Source organism: Vibrio phycocola, assembly GCF_053850235.1.
Map to the genome: position 1 here is coordinate 199,589 of NZ_JBSQDJ010000008.1, position 26,557 is coordinate 226,145.

At 42.6% G+C, this 26,557-nt stretch carries 21 protein-coding genes and 4 tRNA genes; 15 read left to right on the forward strand and 10 right to left on the reverse strand.

Annotation, left to right across the window (positions count from 1 at the left end):
* Positions 1-7: 7 nt before the first annotated feature.
* The 3 genes from mukF to mukB are packed head-to-tail and all read left to right on the forward strand — an operon-like array spanning position 8 to position 6,514.
* Positions 8-1,345: a chromosome partition protein MukF gene (gene mukF / locus ACWU4D_RS13415; protein ID WP_456051944.1), complete on the forward strand. Its 1,338-nt coding sequence runs from the start codon at positions 8-10 to the stop codon at positions 1,343-1,345.
* Positions 1,326-2,066 (forward strand): chromosome partition protein MukE, encoded by a 741-nt coding sequence (gene mukE, locus ACWU4D_RS13420; protein ID WP_456051945.1) that lies wholly within the window; start codon positions 1,326-1,328, stop codon positions 2,064-2,066. Before mukF ends, mukE begins: the two co-directional genes overlap by 20 nt.
* Entirely contained in the window at positions 2,063-6,514 is a 4,452-nt protein-coding gene (gene mukB / locus ACWU4D_RS13425; RefSeq protein ID WP_456051946.1) for a chromosome partition protein MukB, read from the forward strand. Before mukE ends, mukB begins: the two co-directional genes overlap by 4 nt.
* 99 nt (positions 6,515-6,613) lie before the next feature.
* Here the strand turns inward: mukB and cmoB are convergent, their stop codons facing one another.
* The 3 genes from cmoB to ACWU4D_RS13440 all read right to left on the reverse strand — a co-directional run bounded on the left by cmoB (position 6,614) and on the right by ACWU4D_RS13440 (position 9,388).
* Positions 6,614-7,588: a tRNA 5-methoxyuridine(34)/uridine 5-oxyacetic acid(34) synthase CmoB gene (gene cmoB, locus ACWU4D_RS13430; RefSeq protein ID WP_456051947.1), complete on the reverse strand. Its 975-nt coding sequence runs from the start codon at positions 7,586-7,588 to the stop codon at positions 6,614-6,616.
* A 29-nt stretch (positions 7,589-7,617) separates the two neighbouring features.
* Complete coding sequence (gene cmoA / locus ACWU4D_RS13435) at positions 7,618-8,346, reverse strand: carboxy-S-adenosyl-L-methionine synthase CmoA (protein ID WP_456051948.1); 729 nt, start codon at positions 8,344-8,346, stop codon at positions 7,618-7,620.
* 127 nt (positions 8,347-8,473) lie between these two features.
* Complete coding sequence (locus ACWU4D_RS13440) at positions 8,474-9,388, reverse strand: DUF72 domain-containing protein (protein ID WP_456051949.1); 915 nt, start codon at positions 9,386-9,388, stop codon at positions 8,474-8,476.
* A gap of 307 nt (positions 9,389-9,695) precedes the next feature.
* Here ACWU4D_RS13440 and aspS point away from each other — a divergent pair, with 307 nt between their 5' ends.
* The gene (gene aspS / locus ACWU4D_RS13445) at positions 9,696-11,468 is read left to right on the forward strand and encodes an aspartate--tRNA ligase (protein ID WP_456051950.1); all 1,773 of its coding nucleotides are present in this window, start codon (positions 9,696-9,698) and stop codon (positions 11,466-11,468) included.
* Positions 11,469-11,554: 86 nt separating this feature from the next.
* Positions 11,555-12,133, forward strand: a complete 579-nt coding sequence (locus ACWU4D_RS13450; protein WP_456051951.1) for a thymidine kinase — start codon at positions 11,555-11,557, stop codon at positions 12,131-12,133.
* Here the strand turns inward: ACWU4D_RS13450 and ACWU4D_RS13455 are convergent, their stop codons facing one another.
* Both ACWU4D_RS13455 and ACWU4D_RS13460 read right to left on the reverse strand, forming a co-directional pair.
* Positions 12,134-12,961: an NAD(P)H-binding protein gene (locus ACWU4D_RS13455; RefSeq protein ID WP_456051952.1), complete on the reverse strand. Its 828-nt coding sequence runs from the start codon at positions 12,959-12,961 to the stop codon at positions 12,134-12,136. It abuts the gene before it with no gap.
* Between the two features lie 24 nt (positions 12,962-12,985).
* Positions 12,986-13,237 (reverse strand): TIGR02647 family protein, encoded by a 252-nt coding sequence (locus tag ACWU4D_RS13460; RefSeq protein WP_456051953.1) that lies wholly within the window; start codon positions 13,235-13,237, stop codon positions 12,986-12,988.
* A 260-nt stretch (positions 13,238-13,497) separates the two neighbouring features.
* Between ACWU4D_RS13460 and ACWU4D_RS13465 the strand changes: the two genes are divergently transcribed.
* From ACWU4D_RS13465 to ACWU4D_RS13480, 4 genes are all read left to right on the forward strand, one after another.
* Positions 13,498-13,571, forward strand: a tRNA-Cys gene (locus ACWU4D_RS13465).
* 2 nt (positions 13,572-13,573) lie between these two features.
* Positions 13,574-13,649 (forward strand) — tRNA-Gly (locus tag ACWU4D_RS13470).
* A gap of 124 nt (positions 13,650-13,773) precedes the next feature.
* Positions 13,774-13,860: transfer RNA gene (locus ACWU4D_RS13475), tRNA-Leu, on the forward strand.
* Between the two features lie 4 nt (positions 13,861-13,864).
* Positions 13,865-13,940 (forward strand) — tRNA-Gly (locus ACWU4D_RS13480).
* 319 nt (positions 13,941-14,259) lie between these two features.
* Here the strand turns inward: ACWU4D_RS13480 and ACWU4D_RS13485 are convergent.
* Positions 14,260-15,396 carry an amidohydrolase gene (locus ACWU4D_RS13485; protein ID WP_456051954.1) on the reverse strand — a complete coding sequence of 379 codons (1,137 nt, stop codon included), beginning with the start codon at positions 15,394-15,396 and terminating at the stop codon, positions 14,260-14,262.
* A 294-nt stretch (positions 15,397-15,690) separates the two neighbouring features.
* Here ACWU4D_RS13485 and pheS point away from each other — a divergent pair, with 294 nt between their 5' ends.
* From pheS to ACWU4D_RS13505, 4 genes are all read left to right on the forward strand, one after another.
* A complete protein-coding gene (gene pheS, locus ACWU4D_RS13490; protein WP_456051955.1) occupies positions 15,691-16,674 on the forward strand; it encodes a phenylalanine--tRNA ligase subunit alpha in 984 nt (327 codons plus the stop codon).
* 17 nt (positions 16,675-16,691) lie between these two features.
* The gene (gene pheT / locus ACWU4D_RS13495; RefSeq protein ID WP_456051956.1) at positions 16,692-19,079 is read left to right on the forward strand and encodes a phenylalanine--tRNA ligase subunit beta; all 2,388 of its coding nucleotides are present in this window, start codon (positions 16,692-16,694) and stop codon (positions 19,077-19,079) included.
* Between the two features lie 432 nt (positions 19,080-19,511).
* Positions 19,512-19,808 carry an integration host factor subunit alpha gene (ihfA, locus tag ACWU4D_RS13500; RefSeq protein WP_456051957.1) on the forward strand — a complete coding sequence of 99 codons (297 nt, stop codon included), beginning with the start codon at positions 19,512-19,514 and terminating at the stop codon, positions 19,806-19,808.
* A gap of 110 nt (positions 19,809-19,918) precedes the next feature.
* Positions 19,919-20,545, forward strand: coding sequence for a thiopurine S-methyltransferase (locus ACWU4D_RS13505; RefSeq protein WP_456051979.1), 627 nt, complete (start codon positions 19,919-19,921; stop codon positions 20,543-20,545).
* Positions 20,546-20,652: 107 nt separating this feature from the next.
* Here ACWU4D_RS13505 and purT read toward each other — a convergent pair whose 3' ends face one another.
* The 4 genes from purT to sbcB all read right to left on the reverse strand — a co-directional run bounded on the left by purT (position 20,653) and on the right by sbcB (position 24,491).
* Positions 20,653-21,831 carry a formate-dependent phosphoribosylglycinamide formyltransferase gene (gene purT, locus ACWU4D_RS13510; protein WP_456051958.1) on the reverse strand — a complete coding sequence of 393 codons (1,179 nt, stop codon included), beginning with the start codon at positions 21,829-21,831 and terminating at the stop codon, positions 20,653-20,655.
* A gap of 161 nt (positions 21,832-21,992) precedes the next feature.
* Entirely contained in the window at positions 21,993-22,679 is a 687-nt protein-coding gene (locus ACWU4D_RS13515; protein ID WP_456051959.1) for an LrgB family protein, read from the reverse strand.
* Positions 22,679-23,044, reverse strand: coding sequence for a CidA/LrgA family protein (locus ACWU4D_RS13520; protein ID WP_456051960.1), 366 nt, complete (start codon positions 23,042-23,044; stop codon positions 22,679-22,681). The genes ACWU4D_RS13515 and ACWU4D_RS13520 overlap by 1 nt, the downstream gene beginning before the upstream one ends.
* A 22-nt stretch (positions 23,045-23,066) precedes the next feature.
* The gene (gene sbcB / locus ACWU4D_RS13525; protein ID WP_456051961.1) at positions 23,067-24,491 is read right to left on the reverse strand and encodes an exodeoxyribonuclease I; all 1,425 of its coding nucleotides are present in this window, start codon (positions 24,489-24,491) and stop codon (positions 23,067-23,069) included.
* 244 nt (positions 24,492-24,735) lie between these two features.
* On the opposite strand from sbcB, the gene cobT reads away from it, so the two are divergent.
* Positions 24,736-25,764: a nicotinate-nucleotide--dimethylbenzimidazole phosphoribosyltransferase gene (cobT, locus tag ACWU4D_RS13530; RefSeq protein ID WP_456051962.1), complete on the forward strand. Its 1,029-nt coding sequence runs from the start codon at positions 24,736-24,738 to the stop codon at positions 25,762-25,764.
* Positions 25,765-26,550: an adenosylcobinamide-GDP ribazoletransferase gene (locus tag ACWU4D_RS13535; RefSeq protein ID WP_456051963.1), complete on the forward strand. Its 786-nt coding sequence runs from the start codon at positions 25,765-25,767 to the stop codon at positions 26,548-26,550. It begins immediately after the preceding gene.
* Positions 26,551-26,557 lie beyond the last annotated feature (7 nt).

Consider the following 26,557-nt stretch of genomic DNA (forward strand, 5'->3'; position numbering starts at 1 on the left):
ATAAAAGATGAGTGATTTGAATCACGATTCCGATACACAGACGTTAAGTGAATTGGTCGGGTGGATCAAACAGCATGACTTTATGCTGGATCTATCGACGGAACGACTCGCCTTTCTAATTTCTATTGCGGTATTGAGCAATGAGCGGTTTGATGAAGAGTTAGGTGAGGCTGAATTGCACGATGTATTTGCTATCGCAACCGATTCATTCAGTGAAACGGGTGAAGCATCGAGTTTCCGTGCAAATAATGCGATTAATGATCTTGTCAATCAACGTCTGCTACGTCGATTTACGAGCTCTATTAATGATGGCGCAAGTATTTATCGTCTTTCTCATTTGGCATTAGGTATCACCGAATATTATGTTCGTCATCGGGAATTTTCGAAGTTGAAGCTTTCAATTCAACTCTCTATGGTTGCGAGCGAGATGGCTCGTGCAAAAGAAGCAGCCGAAGACGGTGGTGATACAAGCCATTGGTATAAATCCGTTTTTGCGATTTTAAAGTATTCCGTCGGTGAGATATTTGATCAAATCGATCTCAACCAACGTGCAATGGATGACCAACAACAAGATGTGAAAGACCAAATTGCAGATCTATTGAATAAAGATTGGCGTGAAGCGATTAACAACTGTGAACAGCTACTTACGGAAACCTCGACGACGTTGCGTGAATTACAAGATACGTTGCAAGCGGTAGGAGATGAGCTACAAGCCCAGATACTCGATATCCAAGAGTTAACTTACGGTGAATCTGATCTTCAATTTATTGATGAAGTGTTATATCAATTGCAACAGAAGTTAGATCGCATCACCAGTTGGGGACAGCAAGCGATTGATTTATGGATTGGTTATGATCGTCATGTACATAAGTTTATTCGTACCGCAATTGATATGGACCAAAATCGAGCGTTCAGTCAGCGATTGCGCGACTCAGTTCAGACATATTTTGACACTCCTTGGTATTTAACTTATGCCGATGCTGAACGGTTAACCGATTTACGAGACGAAGCTTTAGTACTTAGAGAAGCAGAAGTCACAGGACTTGTGCCGATGGAAGTAGAGTATGAAGAGTTCCAAGAAGTTAACCAAGAAATTGCCAAGCATGTAGGTGTCTTACTAGGGGCTCATAAAGACGAAGGTCGACCAATCGATCTTGGCAGTGTTTTGAAAAATTATTTAGCGACGCACCCATACGCTTCACATTTTGATTTAGCTCGTATAGTCATTGATCAAGCAGTGCGACTTGGTTATTCAGAGCAAGATTACCGCGCAATACAGCCTGATTGGCAAGCCATTAACGATTACGGTGCAAAGGTACAAGCAAATGTTATCGACAGATACTAACGAATATATGCCGGAACAACTGGCGAAAGCAATTTCTAATCCACTATTTCCAGCATTAGACAGTTTGCTTCGAGCCGGACGTCACATTGGAAATGAAGACTTAGACAATCACGCATTTCTTTCCGATTTTGAACATGATTTGGCAGCATTTTACCAACGCTATAATGTCGAGTTGGTGAAAGCGGCGGAAGGTTTCTTCTATCTTCGCCCTCGTTCAACGACTTTGATTTCACGAAGTGTTCTCTCCGAGCTCGATATGCTTGTCGGTAAGGTGTTGTGTTATTTATATCTGAGCCCGGAACGTCTAGCTCATGAAGGCATTTTTACCCAACAAGAATTGTTTGAAGAGTTACTCGCGCTCTCCGATGAGAAAAAGTTATTACGGTTGATCTCTCTCCGTGCGGCTGGCAGTGATCTCGATAGAGAGAAATTGTTTGATAAAGTGAAAACATCATTACGCCGACTTAAACGCCTAGGAATGATAACCACACTCGGTGAAAGTGAGAAATTTATTATCAGCGAAGCAGTATTCCGGTTTGGGGCTGATGTTCGTGTTGGTGATTTACGTGAAGCACAAATGCGCCTTATTCGCGATGGAGAAGCGATTGTGCCGAACCCTGACAATGACGAAAAAACCAATGATACAACACTGAATAGTTCCAAAGACCAAGAGTTTGAATTAGATAGTGAAGAAGGCGAACAAGAAGAGGAACAACTATGATTGAACGTGGTAAATATCAGTCGCTAACCATGATCAACTGGAATGGTTTTTTTGCTCGTACTTTTGATATAGATAATTTGGTGACAACGTTATCCGGTGGTAATGGAGCGGGTAAATCGACAACAATGGCGGCATTCATTACCGCGCTTATTCCTGATCAAAGTTTACTTCACTTTCGTAATACAACCGAAGCCGGTAGCTCTCAAGCATCTCGTGATAAAGGCTTATACGGTAAATTACAAGCTGGAGTTTGCTACTCTGTTTTGGATGTGGTCAACTCACGCAAACAGAGAGTGTTATTTGCGGTTAAGCTTCAACAAGTAGCGGGACGTGATAAGAAAGTCGATATCAAACCATTTATTATACAAGGGCTACCGAGTGCGATTAAACCGACAGACGTTCTAATCGAAACCATCTCGGACCAACAAGCACGTGTTAGACCTTTAAACGAAGTGAAAGACACGGCGCTTGCAATGGAAGGCGTGCAATTCAAAGCACTGAACTCCATTGTCGATTATCACAGCTTAATGTTCGAGTTTGGCGTATTACCAAAAAAAATGCGTAATAGTTCCGATCGTGGCAAGTTCTATCGTCTTATTGAAGCGTCGTTATATGGTGGTATTTCAAGTGCCATAACGCGTTCACTACGTGACTATTTGCTGCCTCAAAATGGCGGTGTCAAAAAAGCATTCCAAGATATGGAAGCTGCATTACGTGAAAACCGTATGACACTTGAAGCGATAAAAACGACTCAGTCTGATCGAGATTTGTTTAAGCACTTAATTAGTGAATCGACAAATTATGTCGCAGCGGATTACATGCGCCACGCCAACGACCGACGCAAGCAAGTCGACCAAGTTCTGGCAATACGGAACGATCTATTTTTGGCTCAGAAATCGCTTATAGATCAAAATCAATTACTTGTACAAGCCAATGAAGAATTAACCAGCCTAGTCGATCTCGAGTCTGGGCTTGAGCAAGATTATCAGTCAGCGTCAGACTTTCTACAGCAGGTTCAAAACGCGCTACGTCAGCGAGAAAAAATCGAACGTTATCGTGATGATCTAGAAGAGCTGAGTGAACGCTTAGAAGAGCAATTAATGATTGCTGATGAAGCTCGAGACCGCTTAGAAATAGGTGAAGAGCAGCAGATGGTGATTGACGACGAAGTTGACAGTTTAAAAAGCCAGTTGGCAGACTATCAACAAGCTTTGGATACACAGCAAACTCGTGCTCTACAATACCAGCAAGCAACACAAGCCTTGGCACAAGCTCAGCAACTGTTAGAGAAGCCAAACTTAACCTTGGAGCAGGTACGAGAAGAGATAGCACAACTTTCGTTATTACAAGAATCGACCACACAAGAAGTGCTGGCAGCGAAACACAAAATTGATATATCAGCCGCTGAAAGCCAACGTTTTGAATTGGCTTATCAATTGATTGTAGACGTTGTCGGGGCTATTTCTCGAGAAGATGCTCGCCAAGCAGCAGCAGTACAAATTGAGCAATGGCAAGTGGCGAAACGAGCGATTGAAGGTAAGGCACAGTTATCCTCTCTTCATCGTGATCTCGAACGACAAGTACGACAAATCGATGATGTTAAAGTCGTGACACGACAGTATCATAACGTATTCTCACAGCAACTCGACGGTGAACTTGCGCTTGAGCAAGAACGCGAACGTCATGAAGAAGTGTTAGAGAGCGTTGACTTTGAACTCGACAAGATTCGTGACGAAGCAGAACAAGAGCGCTTAAAAGAACACAATGCCCGCTCTCAAGTAAGCGACTTGGAAGCGATTGCACCTAAGTGGCTTGCGGCGAATGATGCCTTAACTCAACTTAGTGAACAAAGTGGTTATGCGCTCGAAGATAGCCAAGCTGTGATGTCGGCAATGCAAGAAGTGTTAGAAAAAGAGCAGCATCACTCAAAGAATAAGATTCATTTCTCTGAACGTCGCGACCAGCTCGAGAAAGATATTGCTCAACTGGGTGCGCCTGGTGGTGGCGGTGACAGTCGATTAAAAACCATCGCCGACACATTAGGTGGTGTGTTGTTGTCAGAAATTTATGATGACATCAGCTTAGATGATGCACCTTATTTTAGTGCGATGTATGGTCCTGCTCGTCACGCGATTGTCTTGACCGACCTTGATGGAATCGAGCAGAAACTCGCAGAGCTTGATGAGTGTCCAGACGATTTGTATCTGATTGAAGGCGATGCTGACGCATTTGATGACAGTAGCTTTAGTGTTACTGAACTGGAAGGTGCCGTCTGTGTTTCATTAAACCAGCAGCAACTGCGTTATTCTCGTTATCCTGAATTACCTTTATTCGGACGAGCTGCTCGTGAGCAAAGGTTAGAGACCTTACGAGAGGAACGCGACCAAGCGGCTGAAGAGTATGCCAAGTCTGCGTTTGATGCGCAAAAATTGCAGCGCGTATATCAGTTGTTCAATCAATTTGTCGCACAACATATCGATGTGGCATTTAAACCTAATCCAGATGCTGCGTTGGATAATATTCGCCAAGAATTGGCTCAAGTTACGCGTCGTCTTGCTCAACTGAATGAACAGCAGAATGAAATCAAACAACGTTCAATGCGCGCGAAAGAGGCATTAGCACTGATTGATAAAGTTCAGTCGACGATTCATTTACTTGATGATGATTCAATTCTTGACCGCTTTGATGAAGTGAGTGAAAAGCTTGAGCATTTACGTGAGTTCCAACAATTTATCGATCAGCACGGGTCGGCACTCGAAAAACTAATGCCAATTGTCGGTGTACTGGAATCTGATCCAGAGCGCTTTGTTGAATTAGAAGAGAACTATCACCAAGCCGACACCAAACTAAAACTGATCAAGTCGCAATTGTTTGCTTTATCTGATGTGCAAGAACGACGTCACTATTTTAGCTATTCAGACTCGTTAGACATGGTGTCCAAAAGCGGTGAATTGAGCGAGCAATTGAAAGCGAAATTGACTCATGCTGAAGCTCAAAGAATCCAAGCTCGGGAAGAGTCAAAACAAGCACAACTCAGTTGGAATGAGTCGAATCAGGTACTGGTATCACTGAAAAGCTCTCACCAGGCGAAACTTGAAACGGTTCAAGAGTTTGAGTTCGAAATGCGCGAAGCCGGTATTCAAGCGGATGATAATGCGTTGGAGCGAGCCGAGACACGTAAGTCGGAACTTTATGAACGTCTACAGGTTTCTCGCTCTAGAAAAAGTGAGTTGGAAAAAACCACGACATCAACAGAATTAGAAATGACCAGTACTGCTAAGCGTGTTAAACGGATGCGCAAAGAGTACATCGATATTCGCTCTGCGGTAGTAAAAGGCAAGTCTGGCTGGTGTAAGGTGTTACGTTTAGCTAAAGAAAATGATGTCGAAAGACGTTTGCATCGAAGAGAACTCGCCTATCTTTCTACCGATGATTTGCGCTCAATGTCCGATAAAGCATTGGGAGCATTACGTCTAGCGGTGGCGAATAATGAAGAGCTCCGAGATGCGTTACGCCTGTCTGAAGATAACAATCATCCCGAACGTAAGGTGATGTTTTATATCGCGGTGTACCATCACCTACGTCAAAGAATTCGCCAGGATATTATTAAAACCGATGATCCTGTCGAAGCCATTGAAGAGATGGAAGTGGAACTAGCGCGTCTTACCGATGAACTCACCCATCGCGAAGCTCGTTTGGCGATAAGCTCAGATTCGGTCGCGAGTATCATACGTAAGACGATTCAGCGTGAGCAAAATCGGATACGTATGCTCAACCAAGGGTTGCAAAATGTTTACTTTGGTCAAGTTAAAGGCGTGCGTTTGAACGTGAAAGTACGTGAGAGTCATGAGACCTTGCTGACAGGCTTAACCGATCAACAGAATAACCATAAAGATCTGTTTGAAACTAATCGCTTTACCTTTTCCGAAGCGATGGCAAAACTGTTTCAACGCGTCAATCCGCACATTGATATGGGGCAACGTTCTCCGCAGGTATTGGGTGAAGAGTTACTTGATTATCGAAATTATCTAGAGCTTAACGTTGAAGTAAATCGTGGGACGGATGGTTGGTTACAGGCTGAATCAGGTGCACTATCGACCGGTGAAGCCATTGGTACCGGCCAATCAATATTGCTAATGGTGGTGCAGAGTTGGGAAGAGGAATCACGACGTCTGCGCAGCAAAGACTTGTTGCCATGTCGTTTATTGTTCTTGGACGAAGCGGCACGATTGGATACTAAGTCTATCGCGACGTTATTTGAATTGTGTGATCGATTAGATATGCAATTGTTAATCGCAGCGCCAGAAAATATTAGTCCAGAAAAAGGTACGACGTATAAGTTGGTGCGTAAAGTCTTTAATGGCAATGAACATGTTCATGTGGTTGGTTTGCGTGGGTTTGGTCAGGGTAAGCCGGCGACGACTGAACCACACGCTGAATTAGCTTAGAAAAGTTTGTGTAGACTTGCGGTGATGAAAGGGAGCGAATTTGCTCCCTTTTTCTTGCCTGACATTACGCTAATCGATCATTTATTCGTATATGCGAATTTAAGCGGGCTTCTTGGCAATAAGAATCGCACGGCGTGGCGCAGGGTATCCCTCAATGGTTTTTGTTGGATCATTCGGGTCGAGATAATCCGGCAGTGAATTGTGCGTCATCCACTCAGTTGAACGTTGTTCATCAACTGATGTAATTGATTCATCAGCAATCACCACATCAACAAAACCACTCTGTTCCAACCAAACCTTAAGTGCTTTCGCCGATGGAAAAAAGAACACATTTCTCATTTGAGCATATCGGTCAACAGGGACTAATACGGCGTTTTCATCGCCATCGATAACCAAGGTTTCTAGAATTAGTTCTCCGCCAGGAACCAGTTGGTTTCGAAGTTGCAATAAATGGTCGAGCGGTGAGCGGCGATGATAGAGCACGCCCATGCTAAACACAGTATCAAAGGCATTTAGATTGGGTAACTGTTCAATGCCGATTGGTAATAGGTGGGCACGTTGATCATTCCCAAGGAGCTTTCTGATGGCTTCAAATTGGACCAAAAACAGGTGGGAAGGATCAATGCCAACACACAAACGTGCGCCTTCTCCGAGCATCCGCCACATGTGATAACCATTTCCACAACCGACATCGAGTACTCGGCGGTTTTCAAGCGGCGTAATATGTGGCAATACACGGTCCCATTTCCAATCTGATCGCCATTCGGTATCGATGCGCACATCATGGAGTTGGTACGGTCCTTTTCGCCAAGGGTGAAGCACTTTTAGAACGCTCTCTAACTTTGCAGTTTCACCTGACGATAGCGATTCGTTGTTCCATATTTTTACTGAGCTATCTAACTCGATGTGATCGGGTACGGTGTCAGGCAGTTTCTTTACCGCTCTTAGCCAACGGTCGATATCACCATGACCAGCTTCCTGCCACTGGGTTAATTGTTGTGGTAGAACATTGAGCCATGGTTGTAATAATGCATCAGTGGCAAGCAGTCGATAGAAATTGGCAAAGTTAAACATAAACGATTACTGTCCTAAGAATTAGAGAGTTATTTAATGGCGAACATTGAGCCAAAGTTAAAACATTGAAACCAGACTTCGTAGCTAGAAAATCCGATATCGGCAAAACGTTGTTTGTGATCTTCAATTGAATCAGGAAGCATGACATTTTCAATTGCGCTACGTTTTTGGCTGATTTCTAGCTCACTGTAACCATTGGCGCGTTTAAAGTCATGGTGGAGGTCGATAAGGAGATTATTGGTTTGAGAATCGGAAAATACATATTTCTCTGATAAAATCAGAATCCCTCCAGGGTTGAGACCTTGATATATTTTCTTCAACAGATGCAAACGGTCTTCGGGAGATAAAAATTGAAGAGTGAAGTTAAGCACGACAACAGAGGCGTTGTTGATCTCAACATCAAGAATATCCGCTTCAATAATCTCTACGGGTGTATCCGAACGATATGCTTGGACGTGTAATTTACAGCGTTCAACCATGGCATGAGAGTTGTCGACTCCGATTATTTTACAACCGGGCTTATTGATATGTCGTCGCATAGAGAGTGTCGCTGCCCCCAAGGAACATCCCAAATCATAGAGTTGACTATCAGGAGTAACAAAGCGTTCGCTCAGCATTCCAATGGCAGAAATGATATTACTATAGCCAGGTACAGAACGCTGAATCATATCGGGAAACACTTCGGCAACACGCTCATCGAACGTGAAGTCACCCATCTTATTGATCGGAGCTGAATAAATTGTGTCTTTCGGAGTCATATGCACCTCCCAGCGAACGTGTAATGCGAAAAGCTATACAAATATCGTGGTTTATGGGTCGAACGGTTGATGTGGAAAAGCGCGATATTCTATGAGATTGGGCTTTAAAAGTCATTAACCTAAAGGACTAAAACATACTTATTTGCTGTGGTCCTTTAAAAGCAGGAAATTCTCCTAGTGGTGGTAGCGCAATGTGCTGGCCCAACTGTTTATAAAATTTACACGCGAGCTGTGGGGCAAAGTTATTATCAGAGCTATGAATCATAAAATAGGGTTGCTTACCTTCAGCAATCCATTGTGGCACTTTGTTGAGCCAAGGAGTTAAAAACTCCAAGTTGTCATCTGGGTGGGGTAACCCAATAAAACGCACCATAGGAAAATCGCTTGTGGCAATCGCATGAACAGGAACATGAGGTTTATTACTCTGGGCATCAAGTAACTCTTCAAGGACTTTTCCATTAAGAGACGTTTTGATTCTTTGTGCTTGTGGACTGAAAACAGGGCGGCTGTCCATGATAATACGACTAATGTCGCGTTCAATAAGAAATTGATTAAAGTGTCGCTCTTCTTCGCCTTTAGCAAAGAAGCAGGAGTGCCTAACTTCTACGCCTAAGGGAACAGAGTTGGGAAAAAAAGTAACAAACTTCTTCAATCGTTCAAGTTCCTGATATGAGAACGATGCAGGAAGTTGAATAGTCCATAATCCAATTTTATCGAACAGTGGCTCAAACAAGTTTAACATCGCCTTTAGTTCAGATTGACACCCCTTAAGTAATCGCTCGTGAGTTATGGTTCTAGGCAATTTGAATGTAAATCTGAACGTGTCAGGTGTGGCATCGCGCCAATTCAATACGGTGCGTGCACTCGGCAGGGCGTAAAAAGTGGTATTGCCTTCAACGGTATGAAAAACTTCAGCGTATTTTGACAACCGCTCAGCGTTAGATGTTCCTTTTCCATAGAATGATCTTAACCAAGGGTTGTGCGACCACATGGTGAGCCCTAAGCGTAATGGAATTGGATTATGTGTTGTCAAATGAGTCATTTTTAACGTTAGCCATTTATTCGAAAATTATTTAGTTACTGAGCTTTGAAGAAAGGGGCAATTTAGGGCTATAATCAGCCTCAATTTGACAATTTTCCATTCGTTTTAATTTGTTAGTGGTGAAATCGATTAGATAATAATCAACTTTGCCATTTTTATCATGGAATGAAGATTGTAGCCATATTTTGCGAGCGTCGCCCGCTTTTGGTAACGCTGTTGTCGGCGTATAAACAGAACGTAGCCTGTTAGCTCATTTATTGAGGATAGCAGTTTAAAATCAGTCAAATATTGTATTGGGATAGTAACTATGCGTAGCCATTATTGTGGTCATTTGAACAAGTCTCTTGTAGGCGAAACGGTCGAACTCTGTGGATGGGTTAACCGTCGTCGTGATTTAGGCGGTCTTATTTTTATTGATATGCGTGATCGTGAAGGGATTGTTCAGGTTGTTGTTGATCCAGACATGGTTGATATCTTTCCAATAGCGAACCAGCTTCGTAATGAATTTTGTATTCGACTTGGTGGTGAAGTGCGTGCACGTCCTGATAGCCAAGTTAATAAAGATATGACGACGGGCGAAGTCGAAATTCTGGCGACATCTTTGGAAATCATCAACCGTTCTGATGCGCTTCCTCTCGACTTCAATCAGCAAAACTCAGAAGAGCAACGTCTGAAATACCGTTATTTGGATCTGCGCCGCTTGGAAATGAGCGATCGTATTAAATTGCGCGCTAAAGCATCGAGTTTTGTTCGTCGTTTCCTTGATGACAATTCATTTTTAGACATCGAAACCCCCGTCTTGACGAAAGCGACGCCAGAAGGCGCACGTGACTACCTAGTACCGAGTCGAGTCCACAAAGGCAGTTTTTATGCGTTGCCACAGTCACCTCAGCTGTTTAAACAATTGTTGATGATGTCTGGATTCGACCGCTACTATCAGATTGTTAAATGTTTCCGAGACGAAGATTTACGAGCCGACCGCCAGCCTGAATTTACCCAAATAGATATCGAAACCTCATTCATGACTTCTGACGAGGTTCGCGCTGTAACCGAGAAAATGATCCGTGAAATGTGGTTAGAGCTATTAAACGTTGACTTGGGTGAATTCCCAGTGATGCCATTTAGTGAAGCAATTCGCCGTTTTGGTAGCGACAAGCCAGATCTACGTAACCCATTAGAGTTGGTTGACGTGGCTGACCTAGTTAAAGACGTTGAATTTAAAGTATTTGCGGGCCCTGCAAATGACGAGAAGGGACGTGTCGCGGTAATTCGTGTTCCTGGTGGCGCATCATTGACGCGTAAGCTTATTGATGGTTATGGCGAATTTGTATCGATTTATGGTGCAAAAGGTCTTGCGTGGATGAAGGTTAATGATAAGGCTGCTGGTCTTGAAGGCATTCAGTCACCGATTGCAAAATTCCTAACTGAAGACATTATCAATGCGATTGTAGAACGTAGTGGTGCTGAATCTGGCGATATTATTTTATTTGGCGCAGACAAAGCGAACGTCGTTGCTGAAGCAATGGGTGCACTGCGAGTTAAGCTGGGTAATGATCTAGAGTTAACAGATCTAACTAAGTGGACACCACTTTGGGTCGTTGACTTCCCTATGTTTGAAGAAGACGGTGAAGGGAACTTGCATGCAATGCATCACCCATTCACTTCTCCTCTTGGTGTTACAGCAGAAGAGTTGAAAGCAAATCCTGCCTCAGCAAACTCTAACGCGTACGACATGGTTATCAATGGCTACGAAGTTGGTGGTGGATCGGTTCGTATCCATAATGCAGATATGCAAGCAGCGGTTTTTGATACTTTAGGTATTAGTGAAGAAGAGCAGCGTCAGAAATTTGGTTTCTTATTGGACGCACTTAAATACGGTACTCCACCGCACGCGGGTTTGGCTTTCGGCCTTGATCGCTTAGTTATGCTGTTGTGTGGAACGGATAATATTCGTGATGTTATCGCCTTCCCGAAAACAACCGCAGCGGCTTGTCTGTTAACGGATGCGCCTAGTGAAGCAAACGAAGCTGCGTTGCAGGAGTTAGCTCTTACTGTTACAGCGGCAAAAGGTAAAGAATAGTCTTTACGCTAAATTATAAAGGGTGACCATCTGGCCACCCTTTTTTATTTCAGTTTCATATTAACAACATATGATGGGTATTTATTTTGGCTCAACTTTATTTTTACTATTCGGCAATGAATGCTGGTAAATCGACGACTTTGCTTCAATCTGCATTTAATTATCAAGAGCGGGGGATGAACCCGATGATTTTTACTGCTGCGATCGACGACCGATACAGTGTCGGGAAGGTGAGTTCTCGAATCGGTTTAGAGCAAGATGCTGCACTTTTTGATCAAGCAACAGATATGTTCGAAAAGGTTAAAATAGAGCACGAAGAAAAAGGTGTTCACTGTGTGATGATCGATGAAGCACAGTTTCTGACTAAGGCGCAGGTGTGGGCGTTAAGCGATGTTGTTGATAAATTGAAAGTGCCAGTATTATGTTACGGATTAAGGACGGACTTTCAGGGTGAGATGTTCCCCGGGAGCGCGGCTTTACTTGCCTGCGCAGACAAGTTAATAGAACTTAAAACCATCTGCCATTGCGGAAAAAAAGCAATTATGGTGGTGCGATTGAATCAAAACGGCGAGCCTATACGAGAAGGTTCACAAGTGGCAATTGGTGGTAACGATCGTTATGTTTCAATGTGTCGTGCGCATTTTAAACAAGCACTAGGTCGTTAATTAACAAAATGGTATGGCGTCAATAGGCGATAAGTAATTAAACTTAAAGCCATACCTAAGTAATTTATCGACGCAAATACGTTTGTCTTCAATATCGACGATAGGTGGGAAACTGAGTTCAATTCCCATCTGCTTAGACGCTGCTTTATAGAACTCTGCTTTGCTCGGCTTTTGTGGTGACACAGCGTTTATCACCTCATTATTGATTTGCTCAATCGAGAATTCGATTATGTTGATTGCGTCACTGAGGTGTAGCATATTCGCGGGAGCTTTCTGACTTACCTTTTTTAGGTGCCTAACAAATCGAGAAGGATGTCGATTTGGACCAAATAGCCCACCACAACGAATGATTACGGTATTTAGATTTGACTGTTCGACGAGTTCTTCAGCCTCGAGTAACATTCGGCTTTTGAGACTGAATTCTAAATTTGTTTGCGCCAGAGACAATGTTGCATCCGTTTCAACCATTTCATTCGCAAGGTCAGGGTAAACCCCTGTGGTGCTAATCATTATGAGTTTATCGATACTTGCTTGCTTACAAGCATCAACAACGGTGTGCCAGTTTTGTGAATATTGTTCCCCGAGGCCTTTACGAAGACCGGGAGGGAAGCACCCAATAACAATATTGGAGCGTTGTTGGTTAAGTTGCGATAAAAGGTCACATGTAGTTAGGGAAACATCAGTAACAAAACCGTGAATATCAGTTTGATCAAAGCAGGTTAGGCCTAGTGCATTTGTTTTACTGGCATAGACTGTGTGGTTTATAGCAAGTTGCTTTGCCAAAGGTAGACCAAGCCATCCAGCTCCAATTACGGTGATTACTGACATTTATGCACCTAACGTTATCATTACTTAATGTGAAAATGATGGAACAGCATGAAGAACACGAAGAACAGTTTCGGCATTTTGAGCAATTTCAATACCTTCATCAGTTAAATATCCACCGTCTGGTAGGGTGCATAACCCTTTCGCATATAAACGCTCTACGGCACCCAGTGTTTCTTTGTTTGCATCATTGTGCACTTTGATCCCTGTCGCTCGACTGCTCAGATCAAACTGAAGTAATAGATTTAGTTCTTCCATATGGTGGCTAGTGTATTTCATCGGTAATTCCTCTAGAAAGTTGCCCGCACAGTGCGATTTAAATAACGAGTTAAACCTAATCTATCAGACACTCGTGAATGAAAGTTTGAAATACCAACGATTTTATCACTTATTTCAGCAATTTGTTTTTGATTGCGCGTAAATTAGCCAAACGAATACAAAAGGGCAAAATAATTGTTGACTGAAAATCTCCAATCCGTAGAATGCATCCCCGTACTAAGGAGCTCACGTTCTTTACGTATTTTCCTTTAGTAGTAAAGGGCGTGTTGGCAGAGTGGCCATGCAGCGGATTGCAAATCCGTGGACCTCGGTTCGACTCCGGGACGCGCCTCCATTGCGACACTAGCTCAGTTGGTAGAGCGCAACCTTGCCAAGGTTGAGGTCACGAGTTCGAACCTCGTGTGTCGCTCCAAGTTTCAAAGCGATGCTTTTGATATGTTTCAGAGCTTCGTTATATAATTTAATGATACATTTATTGTATCAAAGATGGTGTCTGACAACTCAGTCGACGGTACATCAATACAGCGTTATTGTGTGCCCTGGTGGTGGAATTGGTAGACACAAGGGATTTAAAATCCCTCGGCGTTCGCGCTGTGCCGGTTCAAGTCCGGCCCGGGGCACCATCTTGCGACACTAGCTCAGTTGGTAGAGCGCAACCTTGCCAAGGTTGAGGTCACGAGTTCGAACCTCGTGTGTCGCTCCAATTAGAAACCCTAGCCTGATGGCTGGGGTTTTTGACATTTAAGCAGAGCGCAATCTTACCAAGGTTGAGGTCACGCTTTTGGTTCAAGAGAAAGCGAACCTCGTGTGTCGCTCCAAATTAAGAACCCTGATCAGTTTTGGTCAGGGTTTTTACGTTTAAGCAGATCGCAACCTTGCCAAGATTGAGGTCACGCTTTTAGTTCAAGAGAAAGCGAACCTCGTGTGTCGCTCCAAATTAAGAACCCTGATCAGTTTTGGTCAGGTTTTTTACGTTTAAGCAGATCGCAATCTTGCCAAGGCTGAGGTCACGCTTTTAGTTATTACTTTTCAAATTGATTTATATTTTCGATTAAGTCTAGAAATAGATCTTTCCCGATAGGGAGCAGTTTGTCTGGAAAGTCGTAATCGGGATGATGAAGCTGTGGGGTTGATTCGCCACTTCCAAGAACAAACAACGCTCCGTGCCTTGCTACTTCCGTAAATTGTCCAAAATCTTCTGACCACCGCATCGGCTGATTTAATACGTCATATTGAATATTTAGCTTTTCACAGGCGTTACTAATAAGCTTGGTCGCTAATTCATCATTTGTTGTGGCGTCGAATTCATCTTGGAATTTTATGTCGTACGATAATTGATATTTGGAACAGAGTTTCTCAACCGCCTGAGCTAACCTAGCTTGTAACTGATTCATCGTAAAGTTGGTTTCACTTCGCAATGTGAGCATTACAACGCCTTGTCCAGGGCTGGTACCAAAAGCGATTTCGCCTAATTTTGAATATATCACTGTACACCAACAAGTATCTTCAATTTGATTTGGAAGATCGCTTGCAAGCTGAATCAATTCACACATTGCGATAGCAGGGCTATTTCCGTGCTCAGGATAGGCTGCGTGGGAAGTATGACCGGTTAATTCGATGATCGTCCCCTTTGATGCGCAGTTGAATGTGCCCGATTTAATACCAACTTGGCCAAGTTCCAACCCTGGATAGTTATGAAGTGCAAATGCGTAATCTGGAACATAAGGCTGAAATTCATCATCTTGAATCATTGCCTTAGCGCCTTCTCCGGTTTCCTCTGCAGATTGAAAAGCAAGAATGACTTGTCCGCTTTCGGGAGGAGTATTGTGTAACTGTTTTGCCAAAGAAAGAATGATTGTCATGTGTCCGTCGTGACCACACTTATGTGCACATCCAGTATGATGAGAACGATATTCTAATGTATGATTTTCTTCGATAGGGAGAGCGTCTAACTCTGCACGAAATAATGTCGTTGGACCTGGTTTTTTGCCTTGGTATATGGCTAATACACCATAGCCGCCAACGTGAGTGATGATTTTACTGGGTTGATATTGCTTTAATGTATCAATAACAGCTTGGGCAGTGGCACTTTCGTGGTTAGATAATTCGGCAATCTGGTGCAGTTGATGACGTTTAATTTGCCACTCGGAGTGAGACATCCTTTCTCCTTGAAATATGTCGAAGGCTATCGAGGTTGACTGAAGTATTTATGATGATTTTTAATCACTTTACAGTACATCTCGAGGCTCAAAAAGTGTTATTATTTCGCATTAAATAATAGCTTAAGTAAAGTGTGGTGATTTTTAACGTTATATCTTTTTTAAAGCGTATTTCAGTTTGGAATCAATGTCAGCTTTAGTTACTATGTACCGCTATTTTATATTAACCAACAGATTTTTTCGGAATCGCCCAATTCCGATGTCGAAACTACCTACAGGGTAGGCGAGGAAACGATGCAACATCTACAAGAGATTATTGCGAATGCGAGTTCTGCAATTAATGCAGCTGATTCATTAGTTGTATTAGACGAAGTTCGAGTTCAGTACTTAGGTAAGAAAGGTGAGCTGACAGCTCAGTTACAAAACCTCGGAAAATTACCCCCGGAAGAGCGTCGAGAAGCTGGTCAAGAGATCAATAAAGCGAAAAGTTCCGTTCAGAAAGCAATAGCTGCGCGTAAAGAAGCGTTACAAGCGGCAGAATTGGAACAGAAACTGGCAGCCGAAACCATTGATGTTAGTTTGCCTGGACGTCGAATTGAGAACGGCGGTTTACATCCGGTGACTAGAACTATCGAACGAATTGAGAGCTTTTTCGGCGAACTCGGTTTCACTGTTCAGTCTGGACCAGAAATAGAAGATGATTTTCATAACTTTGATGCATTGAATATTGCTGATGATCATCCGGCTCGTACTGATCATGATACCTTCTTTTTTAATCCTAAGTTGATGTTACGTACTCATACCTCTGGCGTTCAAATTCGAACATTAGAAGAGAGTCAGCCACCGATTCGTTTTATTGCACCTGGTCGTGTTTATCGTAATGACTATGATCAAACTCATACGCCAATGTTCCATCAAGTGGAAGGCATGCTTGTTGATGAGAATGTTAATTTTGCGCAGCTCAAAGGTATTCTGAATGACTTCTTGTGTAATTTCTTTGAAGAAGATTTAGAAGTTCGTTTCCGTCCTTCTTATTTCCCATTCACGGAACCTTCGGCAGAAGTGGACGTAAAAGGTAAGAATGGCAAATGGTTAGAAGTGTTAGGCTGCGGTATGGTCCATCCAAATGTACTTCGTAGTGTTGGCATCGACCCAGAGAAATACTCTGGTTTTGCTTTCGGTATGGGTGTTGAGCGCCTTACTATGTTGCGCTATGGCGTAAACGACTTGCGCGCATTCTTCGAAAATGATCTTCGTTTCCTTAAACAGTTTAAGTAATTCAGGGGCAGTACAAAATGAAATTCAGTGAATCATGGCTTCGTGAGTGGGTCAACCCTGCGGTTACTACTGACGAACTAACTCATCAAATTACAATGGCTGGTCTTGAGGTCGATGATGTTATTCCTGCAGCGGGTAACTTTACTGGTGTTAAAGTTGGTCAGGTAGTTGAATGTGAACAGCACCCAGACGCAGATAAACTACGCGTAACAAAAGTCGATGTTGGTGAAGACGAGTTGCTTGATATCGTATGTGGAGCATCAAACTGTCGACAAGGTATTAAAGTGGCCGTTGCCACAGTCGGTGCCGTTTTACCTGGTGATTTTAAGATAAAGAAAGCAAAACTACGTGGTCAACCATCTCATGGTATGCTTTGCTCATTTAGTGAATTAGGTATTGATGTCGAATCAGATGGAATACTTGAACTAACATCTAATGCGCCAATTGGGACTGATATCCGAAGTTTCCTAGAATTAAACGATGTAACGATTGATGTAGATCTAACGTCAAATCGTGCAGACTGCTTTAGCTTGCGTGGTATGGCTCGCGAAGTAGGTGTTCTCAATCGCATGGATGTGGCTGAACCTTCATCTGATGCAGTTTCTAGTCAGAATGATAGCACCGTATCTATCCGTGTTGATGCGTCTCACGCATGCCCACGTTACTTAGGGCGAGTGATTAAAAACATCAACGTCGAAGCGGAAACGCCACTTTGGATGCAAGAGAAATTGCGTCGATGTGGTATTCGTTCAATCGATCCAGTTGTTGATGTAACAAACTATATTTTACTCGAGCAAGGCCAGCCTATGCATGCATTCGATCTTGCAAAAATAGACGGTGGCATTGTGGTTCGTATGGCTGAGCAAGATGAAAAGCTTACTTTGCTTGACGGTAATGAAGCCAAACTTAACTCAAATACCCTTATCGTTGCAGATCACAACAAAGCGCTTGCTATTGCAGGAATTTTCGGTGGTGAGGGATCAGGGGTTAACTCTGAGACAAAAGATATTTTGCTCGAGTGTGCATTCTTTTCTCCTGATGATATTCGAGGAAGAGCGCGTAGTTATGGTCTACATACCGACTCATCGATGCGTTATGAACGTGGAGTAGATTATGCTTTACAAGCGAGTGCTATGGAGCGTGCGACTCAGTTATTGGTAGAGATTTGTGGTGGAGATGTTGCTCCAGTCGTCACGGTTGAATCGGAATCCGATCTGCCAACGCCTAATCGAGTAACGCTACGTCGAACTAAGCTCGATCGTCTACTTGGACATGTTATCCCAGATACTGACGTTGTTGAGATTCTGCAGCGCTTAGGTATGTCGGTTGACACGATCGACGGTGGTTGGGCTGCTACGGCTCCGACTTGGCGTTTTGATATCGAAATCGAGCAGGATTTGATTGAGGAAGTAGGGCGTATTTATGGATACGATAATATTCCAAATCAAGCACCGCTAGCGGCACTATCAATGAACGATCATAAGGAAGCGAATATTGCGCTTTCTCGTGTACGCAATCTTTTGGTTGACCGTGGTTATCATGAAGCGATCACCTATAGTTTTGTTGAGCCTGAGCAGCAAAAACTGATCGTGCCAGATATCGAACCATTGGTATTGCCAAATCCTATTTCAGCTGACATGTCTGCAATGCGTCTAAGTCTAATTCAGGGCTTATTAAATACGGTTGTGCGTAACCAAAAGCGTCAACAGTCGCGAGTTCGCCTGTTCGAATATGGCTTACGCTTTGTTCCGGACGAGACGGCTGAAAATGGCATGGCGCAGACTCCAATGCTTGCTGGTGTTATCGCTGGTCCTCGTTCTGATGAACATTGGAACTTAGAAGCAGCAACGGTTGATTTCTTCGACTTGAAGGGCGATTTGGAAGCAGTACTTGAGCTAACAGCAAATGAAAAAGCGTTCAGCTTTAGTGCAACTAACCATCCAGCTCTGCACCCTGGGCAGGCTGCAACGATTTTATTTAATGGCAATGCGGTCGGTGTTATTGGTACCGTTCACCCTCAACTTGAACGTGAGTTTGGCCTCAATGGTCGAACTGTTGTATTTGAACTAGAATGGTCTGCGATACAAACTAAGGTGATTCCAGAAGTTGCGACAGTTTCAAAATTCCCATCTAACCGTAGAGATATAGCGATTGTTGTTGATGAAAATGTCTCGGCAGGAGATGTCCTTGCAACTTGTCTATCATCTGGCGGTGAATTGGTGACAGATGCTTCTCTATTTGATGTCTACGTTGGTAAAGGTGTCGATGATGATAAGAAAAGTTTAGCGATTGCTCTTACACTCCAATCTGATGAGCGTACGTTGGAGGAGGCTGAAATTTCTTCAAGTGTATCGGCTGTCATAGCAGCAGTTGTTGAGAGTCATCAAGGCACGTTGAGAGAATAATCGCATTGTCAAATATGATAGTGTTAGCATAATGCATAAGACCGAGTATTTCTCGGTCTTATTTATTTATATTAATACAGAATGATGTCAACTTACTGAAAACTTGGAAATTATCAATTTTGAGACCTAAATTGGATAATTATCAAATTTATGTAAAACAATAAAATCTTCTGTCGTATATGTTCTTGATGGAGTTCACCACTAATTTTCCTTTATTATCAGCTTATTACTCTAAATCCTCGCTGCTTTTATGGAATAGTTGTACGCTAAATTCAATAAAGATAATACTTCTGTGGTTAAAAAAGTTGGCGTAAATCAGAAGCTTGGCATACACTTCATTTACATAGCCGATATGTTGTTGATTGGCTGAGTAAAGTTTGCTTTGGTGCCGCGTGGTAGCGGTAAAGTTAAGCCTAGCTTTGAGGGGATTTTATGGCGCTTACAAAAGCTGAATTAGCTGAAAACCTATTCGATAAACTTGGTTTCAGTAAACGAGATGCCAAGGAAACGGTTGAAGTGTTTTTTGAAGAAATTCGCAAATCACTTGAAAATGGTGAGCAGGTAAAATTGTCTGGTTTTGGTAACTTTGATTTACGTGATAAGAATGAGCGTCCAGGTCGAAACCCAAAAACAGGTGAGGATATACCTATTTCTGCTCGCCGGGTTGTTACATTTCGTCCAGGCCAAAAATTAAAAGCTCGTGTAGAAAATATCGAGATTGATAAATAGAAATAAAAGACCACATTTATGTGGTCTTTTATTTCTGTGTCTTTCTTGTCTAACCTTTCTAATTCCACAATGGTCATTATCATTGTGCGACGGATTATATTAATTCAATTATTATGGATCATGAATTTTGGCACACAAAATGGGCCACAAATAAAATTGGCTTTCATTTAGAAGACATTCACCCTTTGTTGAAACGTCATTGGGCTTCAACTAACGCTTCAAAAGAGAGCTCGGTGTTAGTTCCACTATGTGGGAAATCGGAAGACTTAGATTGGCTTGCGGAGCGGCATCAACACGTAGTTGGTGTTGAATTAAGTGATATTGCAGTAAAAAGTTATTTTGCTCAACGATTCTATACTCCGACCGTGACTCAACTTGATAGTTTTAACTGTCTATATCAGTTCGATGAATTATCAATTTATCAGGGTGATGTATTCAAAGCACCTTTGCCCTCTGTCGATATTGTTTATGATAGAGCTGCGCTGATCGCACTTCCGTTAGAAGTACGTGCGGAGTACGCTCAACGATTGCTGTCGTTAGTGAACCCTGGAGGCTCGATACTACTTATTAGTGTTGAGCATAATCTTGATAAGCCGTCGCCTCCATTTTCTGTCGAGGCTAACGAAATCCGAACTATATTCGTGAATTGTGACTGCCGTGAGCTAGAGTATGTCGCTTTACCTGATGACAAAGTCGATGGCGAGAGAGTGTGGCTAATTAGACCAAATAGTAAATAGAAAACGATCGTTTCAATATATCAATTGAAAAAAGTCACATTCACCATACTTATGGTAGATGTGACTTTTTTGATTTGTCAGCTCAATAGCGATCAATCACCAAAGAACTAATTGTAATGAATTTGAATTTTACTCGCACATTCAATTGCTAATTCTTTTGCTAGATCTGTACTTTCAGCAGTAGCCAAAGTCACACCTAAACGGCGACGACCATCTATGGTTGGCTTCCCGAATAAGCGAATTTGAGAGTTTGACACTTTCAACGCTTCATCTAGGTTGCTGAACGATAAATCTTCAGATGTTCCTTGTCCCAAGACCGCAACAGAAGCAGCCGGAGAGATAAGATTAATTTGATTAATCGGCAACCCAGTAAATGCACGTACATGAAGTGCAAATTCAGATATGCTTTGTGATGCTAAGGTTACTAAACCGGTATCGTGCGGGCGAGGTGATACCTCATTAAAGATAACAGTATCGCCTTTGATAAAGAGTTCAACACCAAATATGCCGTAGCCGCCAAGCGCTTCAACGACTTTGCCTGCCGCATCCTGTGCAGCGTTTAAGGCAGCTTCTGACATGACTTGAGGCTGCCATGACTCGCGGTAATCTCCATCTTCCTGACGGTGTCCAATCGGAGCACAAAAATGAATACCATCGACTGCTCTGACAGTCAAAAGGGTAATTTCATAATCGAAATCAATGAAGCCTTCAACGATGACGCGCCCAGCGCCAGTTCGTCCGCCTTCTTGCGCGTAATCCCATGCTTTTTCAATATCAGATTGTGATTTGATTATACTTTGTCCTTTGCCAGAAGAGCTCATCACTGGCTTTACGACACAAGGAATACCGACATCAGAAACGGCTTGTGCGAACTGAGCATAATCGTCGGCAAAGTAGTAATGGGAAGTGGTGAGTTTAAGTTCCTCAGCGGCTAATCGACGAATACCTTCACGGTTCATGGTAAGGCGAGTTGCGTTTGCTGTAGGCACAACATTCAAACCCAGCTGCTCGAGTTCTACGAGTTTACTGGTGGCGATTGCTTCGACTTCTGGCACGATAAAGTCAGGCTTTTCTTCATCGATAACATTCGCGAGAGCATCACCATCTAGCATATCAAATACATGACTTCTGTGAGCAACTTGCATTGCTGGAGCGTTAGGGTAGCGGTCACAGGCAATTACTTCTAAACCTAATCGTTGGCATTCTATAGCGACTTCTTTACCAAGCTCACCTGAGCCAAGTAAAAGAACTTTCGAGGCGCTGTTACTGGTAGCTGTGCCTAACATCTGGATTTCCTCATCATCGAAATATTTAGTCTATTTAACGGCGCAATCATACTGAATTTAATTCGAAAAGCAAACGTTTGCCTATGACAATGTTTGAGCCTTAAAACAACGATTTCGTGCAGGATGATTGTTGTCGTTTATCGATAATCAGAATGCAGTAATTAGTGGATGATTTGATAAAGCCAGTTTGCGTACGCGTAGAAAAAAGGTGCTAGGACTGAGGTGATTACGCCGCATAGTACTAGCGCCAATGAGCTAAACGCCGCATCGCGAGAGTCTTTTTCAGCGCAGGTTGCTGTGCCTAATGCATGAGAGACGTTACCCATGGTTAGGCCTCGGGCGATTGGGTGAGTGATGTTTAATAATTTGTATATAGGGTAGGCAAATATTGCACCAAAGAGTCCAACTACTAACACTAAAATCGCGGCTATAGCGGGTTCTCCTCCAAAATGTGCGGAGACTTCCATGGCGATCGGTGTGGTTACCGACTTCGTTAATATCGAGGCGACTAGCGGCATGTCTGCATTTAATATGACAGCAATGGTTGCTGAGGTGACCATGGACATTACACTGCCGAAACCACATGAAAACAAGATGATTCGCCAATTCGCTTTGATTTGAGGAAGTTGCTCATAAAGTGGGTAAGCCAATGCAACGACGGCGGGCTGAAGCAGATAGCTAACCCAAAGGTTGTCGTTGTAATAGTCCTCATAAGACACGTCTAACGCCACTAATATCGAGATGATAAGAGAAACCGAAATTAGAAGCGGATTTGCTAGTGGATGTTTGGCTTTTTTTGCTAACCAGCGAGCAAAGATAAATATTACCAAAGAGATCAATAGCCACATTATTGATCGCCTCGCTTTAATGAGCGATCGAGAACTAAAGCTAACACGATTAACACAATGAATGAACCACCTATAGCACTAGCAAATATAGGCAAAGCGTTATTTGCTAATGTATCAAAATGCTCCATTAACCCGACACTAATAGGTACAAATAAAAACATCATATAGCGAATAAATAATGTAGCACTCGGTTTAACTTGAGCAGAAGGAACGGCACCCGATGCGAGTAAAATAAAAAGTATCAACATACCGATAATACTACCCGGTAAAGCGATGTCGAGTAATTGTTGAATTCCAATGCCGGCATACAAGCACGTGAAGATAATCGCCATGGAAATTAGGTATTTAACAGGATTTCGAGACATTAAATTTTATTCTTTAATTGTGTTAGGAGACAAGGTTACTGACATAGTGATATACGGACTTTAACAGAGACAGTTTTTTTTCATCAGATTGATATTGTTCTGCAAGTTGTTCGAGGTTCATGAAATAACTATCGATATTCTGATCGAAATAATCGCGACAGTGACTTGCCCATTGTTGCTGTTCTAACTGTGTTAACGTGGAAGGGTAGTTTCTAGCACGGTAACGAACGAGTAACGGTTTGATTCGCTGATCGTTAAATTGAATATCAAGTTGCCCTAATAACTCAGGTTGTGTATCTAGAATAATATCCATTGCAGAACGGTCCGCTGGAGTAAAGAAGCCGTTATAAAGCTGTGTATCGACATTCTCAGACTTTGGATAGTCTTCTTGTTGTGAAAACAGTTCAGTAAGCTTACTACGTACATCTTGATTGGCTTTCAGAGTATTTAGGTTTTCTAAACACTTCGAACGGTCAATACCAAGTTGGTGCGCATTTTCAGCGGTGAGAGTTTTCGCGGGGGCAAGTATCGGGCATTTATTTAAGTGTACGAGCTTGACCGGAATAGGAAGCTCATCTGCCGCAAGATCTTGTCGTTTTGTGTATAGGCGTTGTCGTATTTCATCGGCATCTAGCGTTAATAAAGGAGTAGGGTCCATCGATAGATCGACAACAATGACGGCATTGTTATTGGTTGGGTGCCAAGCAAATGGAACAATCCAGCTAGTATAATTGCGTTCTCTACCGAACATTCCTGAGACATGCAGTAGTGGTGTTAAATTGACAATATCAATGAGTGGGGTGAGCGCTTTCTTATGGCGCATAGAAAGAAAATAGTCAAATAGCTTAGGCTGTGCTTGTTTGATTTTCTTAGCCATTTCGATAGTAGCAATGACATCGGCCATCGCGTCATGGGCATTTTCGTGTTCAATATCGTTGGCAATCGAGAGGTGCTCAAGTTTGAAGCTTGGGTAGCCTTCTTCATTATCAGGCCAAACAATCCCTTCAGGCCTAAGTGCATGACAGGCTCGCAACACATCGAGTAGATCCCAACGTGAATTGTTATTTTTCCAAGCCCATGAATAGGGATCGATAAAGTTGCGGTAACAGGTATAACGAGTCACTTCATCATCAAATCGAATATTGTTGTAGCCAAGATTGATCGTCTGTGGTTTTGCCATTTCTTGATGAATTAAACGAATAAACTCAGGCTCTGGTAGTCCTTCTTGAACGGCTTTTTGTGGTGTAATACCCGTGATCAATACAGCCTCTGGATTAGGCAAATAATCCATAGGGGGTTGGCAATAAATAACTAATGGTTCACCAATTATATTGAAATCCATATCGGTGCGCACACCAGCAAATTGGCTAGGACGATCTAGCGCTGGGCTGGTTCCCCAGGTCTCATAATCGAAGAAGAAAAAGCTTGATTGTTCTTGGGAAGGCATCGAAATGGCTCATAGAAAAATTGTACATGTTATATCATTACACCATTAGCTGATTTGCTAAGCAAACAATATTGATTCATAAGCTAATAGATATTATTCAGATATCAATAATTGAACTGGGTGTGATACGATTACACCTTGGTAATTATGTATGTTTTAAGCTAATGAATTTCCGAACAATTAAATAGTTAAGTTAGTCTTTTTTAAACATTATTCGTCAATCGCTTTATTCAGAGTACACGTCATGTTGGATCGCAAATTTCAGGCACAAATTCAAACTAAAATAGATCAAAAAACGAAGCCTCTCGGTGCATTGGGCCAGCTTGAAGTGGTTGCTGCTCAGCTCGCGACAATCCAAAGTCAAGGTAAAGAGGCATTGGTCGATACCATTGAAATCGTAAAACCTACCGCAGTTGTTTTTGCCGGCGACCATGGAATTGCGGAAGAAGGTGTTAGCATTGCACCAAGTGCCGTGACTCAGCAAATGGTGATTAACTTTTTGAATGGTGGCGCTGGTATTAATTGTTTTTGTCGTTCAAATAACGTGGAGTTGTACGTTGTCGATGCCGGAATACTCTTACCTGTCGAGTTAGAACACCAAAATTTCGTTCAGCAACGCTTAGGTGATAGAACCAATAATTTTGCAGTTGAGCCAGCTATGACTATTGATATTGCTAGACAGGGTATCGAATACGGAAAACAATTTGTAGGCTCATTAATTACGAATGGTTCAAATCTCGTTATGTTTGGTGAGATGGGAATCGGTAATACCAGTAGTGCTGCAGCAATAGTGTCTGTATTGAGTGGGCAAGATGTATCGAAATGCGTAGGCATGGGAACAGGAATCACACCTGAGCAATATACAAAAAAATGTCAATTGGTTGCGCAAGGCGTTTCTCGATGCAACTCTCAAGATCCAATCAAAATATTAGCCGAAGTCGGTGGATATGAAATTGCCCAACTGGTTGGTGGCTTCCTTGCAGCTTCGGAAAATGGTGTGCCGGTTATTGTTGATGGCTTTATTGTTACCGCCGCTGCTTATATTGCGATGCGGATTGATCCAGCATGTCGCGACTATATGATCTTTGCTCATCAGTCTGAGGAACAAGGTCATCAGATTGTATTAGATGAGATGAACGCCAAACCCTTGTTGCAGCTTGGGTTGCGTCTTGGTGAAGGAACCGGTGCCGTATTAGCAGTGCCATTATTACGTTGTGCTGCTGAATTCTACAATACTATGGCAAGCTTTGCTGAAGCGGGAGTTGAAGTTTAAATGCCCCAATTAAAATACCAATGGGAACTATTTTTATTGGCGCTGAGTTTTTTTTCTCGAATACCTGTTGCAATGAACTTACCTTATTCTCCTGAACGAATGAATCAAAGTGGCCGCTATTTTCCGCTAGTTGGCGCTGTGATTGCGTTGGTTTGTTATGTTTTCTTCTTAGGCCTAACAACCATCCTTCCGGTGAATATTTCACTGTTTTACATGATGGTGGTGAGCGTATTAGTAACAGGGGCATTCCATGAGGATGGTCTTGCCGATATGGCCGATGGTATTGGTGGAGGCATGACTGTTGATAAGCGTCTTACGATTATGAAAGATAGTCGAATTGGGACCTATGGTGCGGTAAGTTTAGTCCTTGTCTTGCTGGGTAAGTTCTTGCTTTTATCTTCCATTTTAGAGTCCAACACGATTTCATTTATTATCGTGTTGGGATGTGGGTACATTTCAAGCCGAGCCATAGCTGCAACACTTATTTATAATACCCCCTATGTAAGTGAATTAGATTTGAGCAAAAGCAAGCCCTTAGCTCAAAGCCAGTCTTTAGGGGAGTTAATAGCAATAGTGTTAACGGGGGTTATTCCACTTGCGTTTCTTCCGTTTAAAGTCATGTTACTTATTGCACTTTTACTTTTAGTCAGCCGCTTTTTGCTTAAACGTTGGTTAATATTACGGTTAGGGGGCTTCACCGGGGATTGCTTAGGGGCATTTCAACAAATTAGTGAATTATTAATCTACACATGTTTGATCGCTTGTTATCAAGTCCAGTGGTTATAAGGAAGTT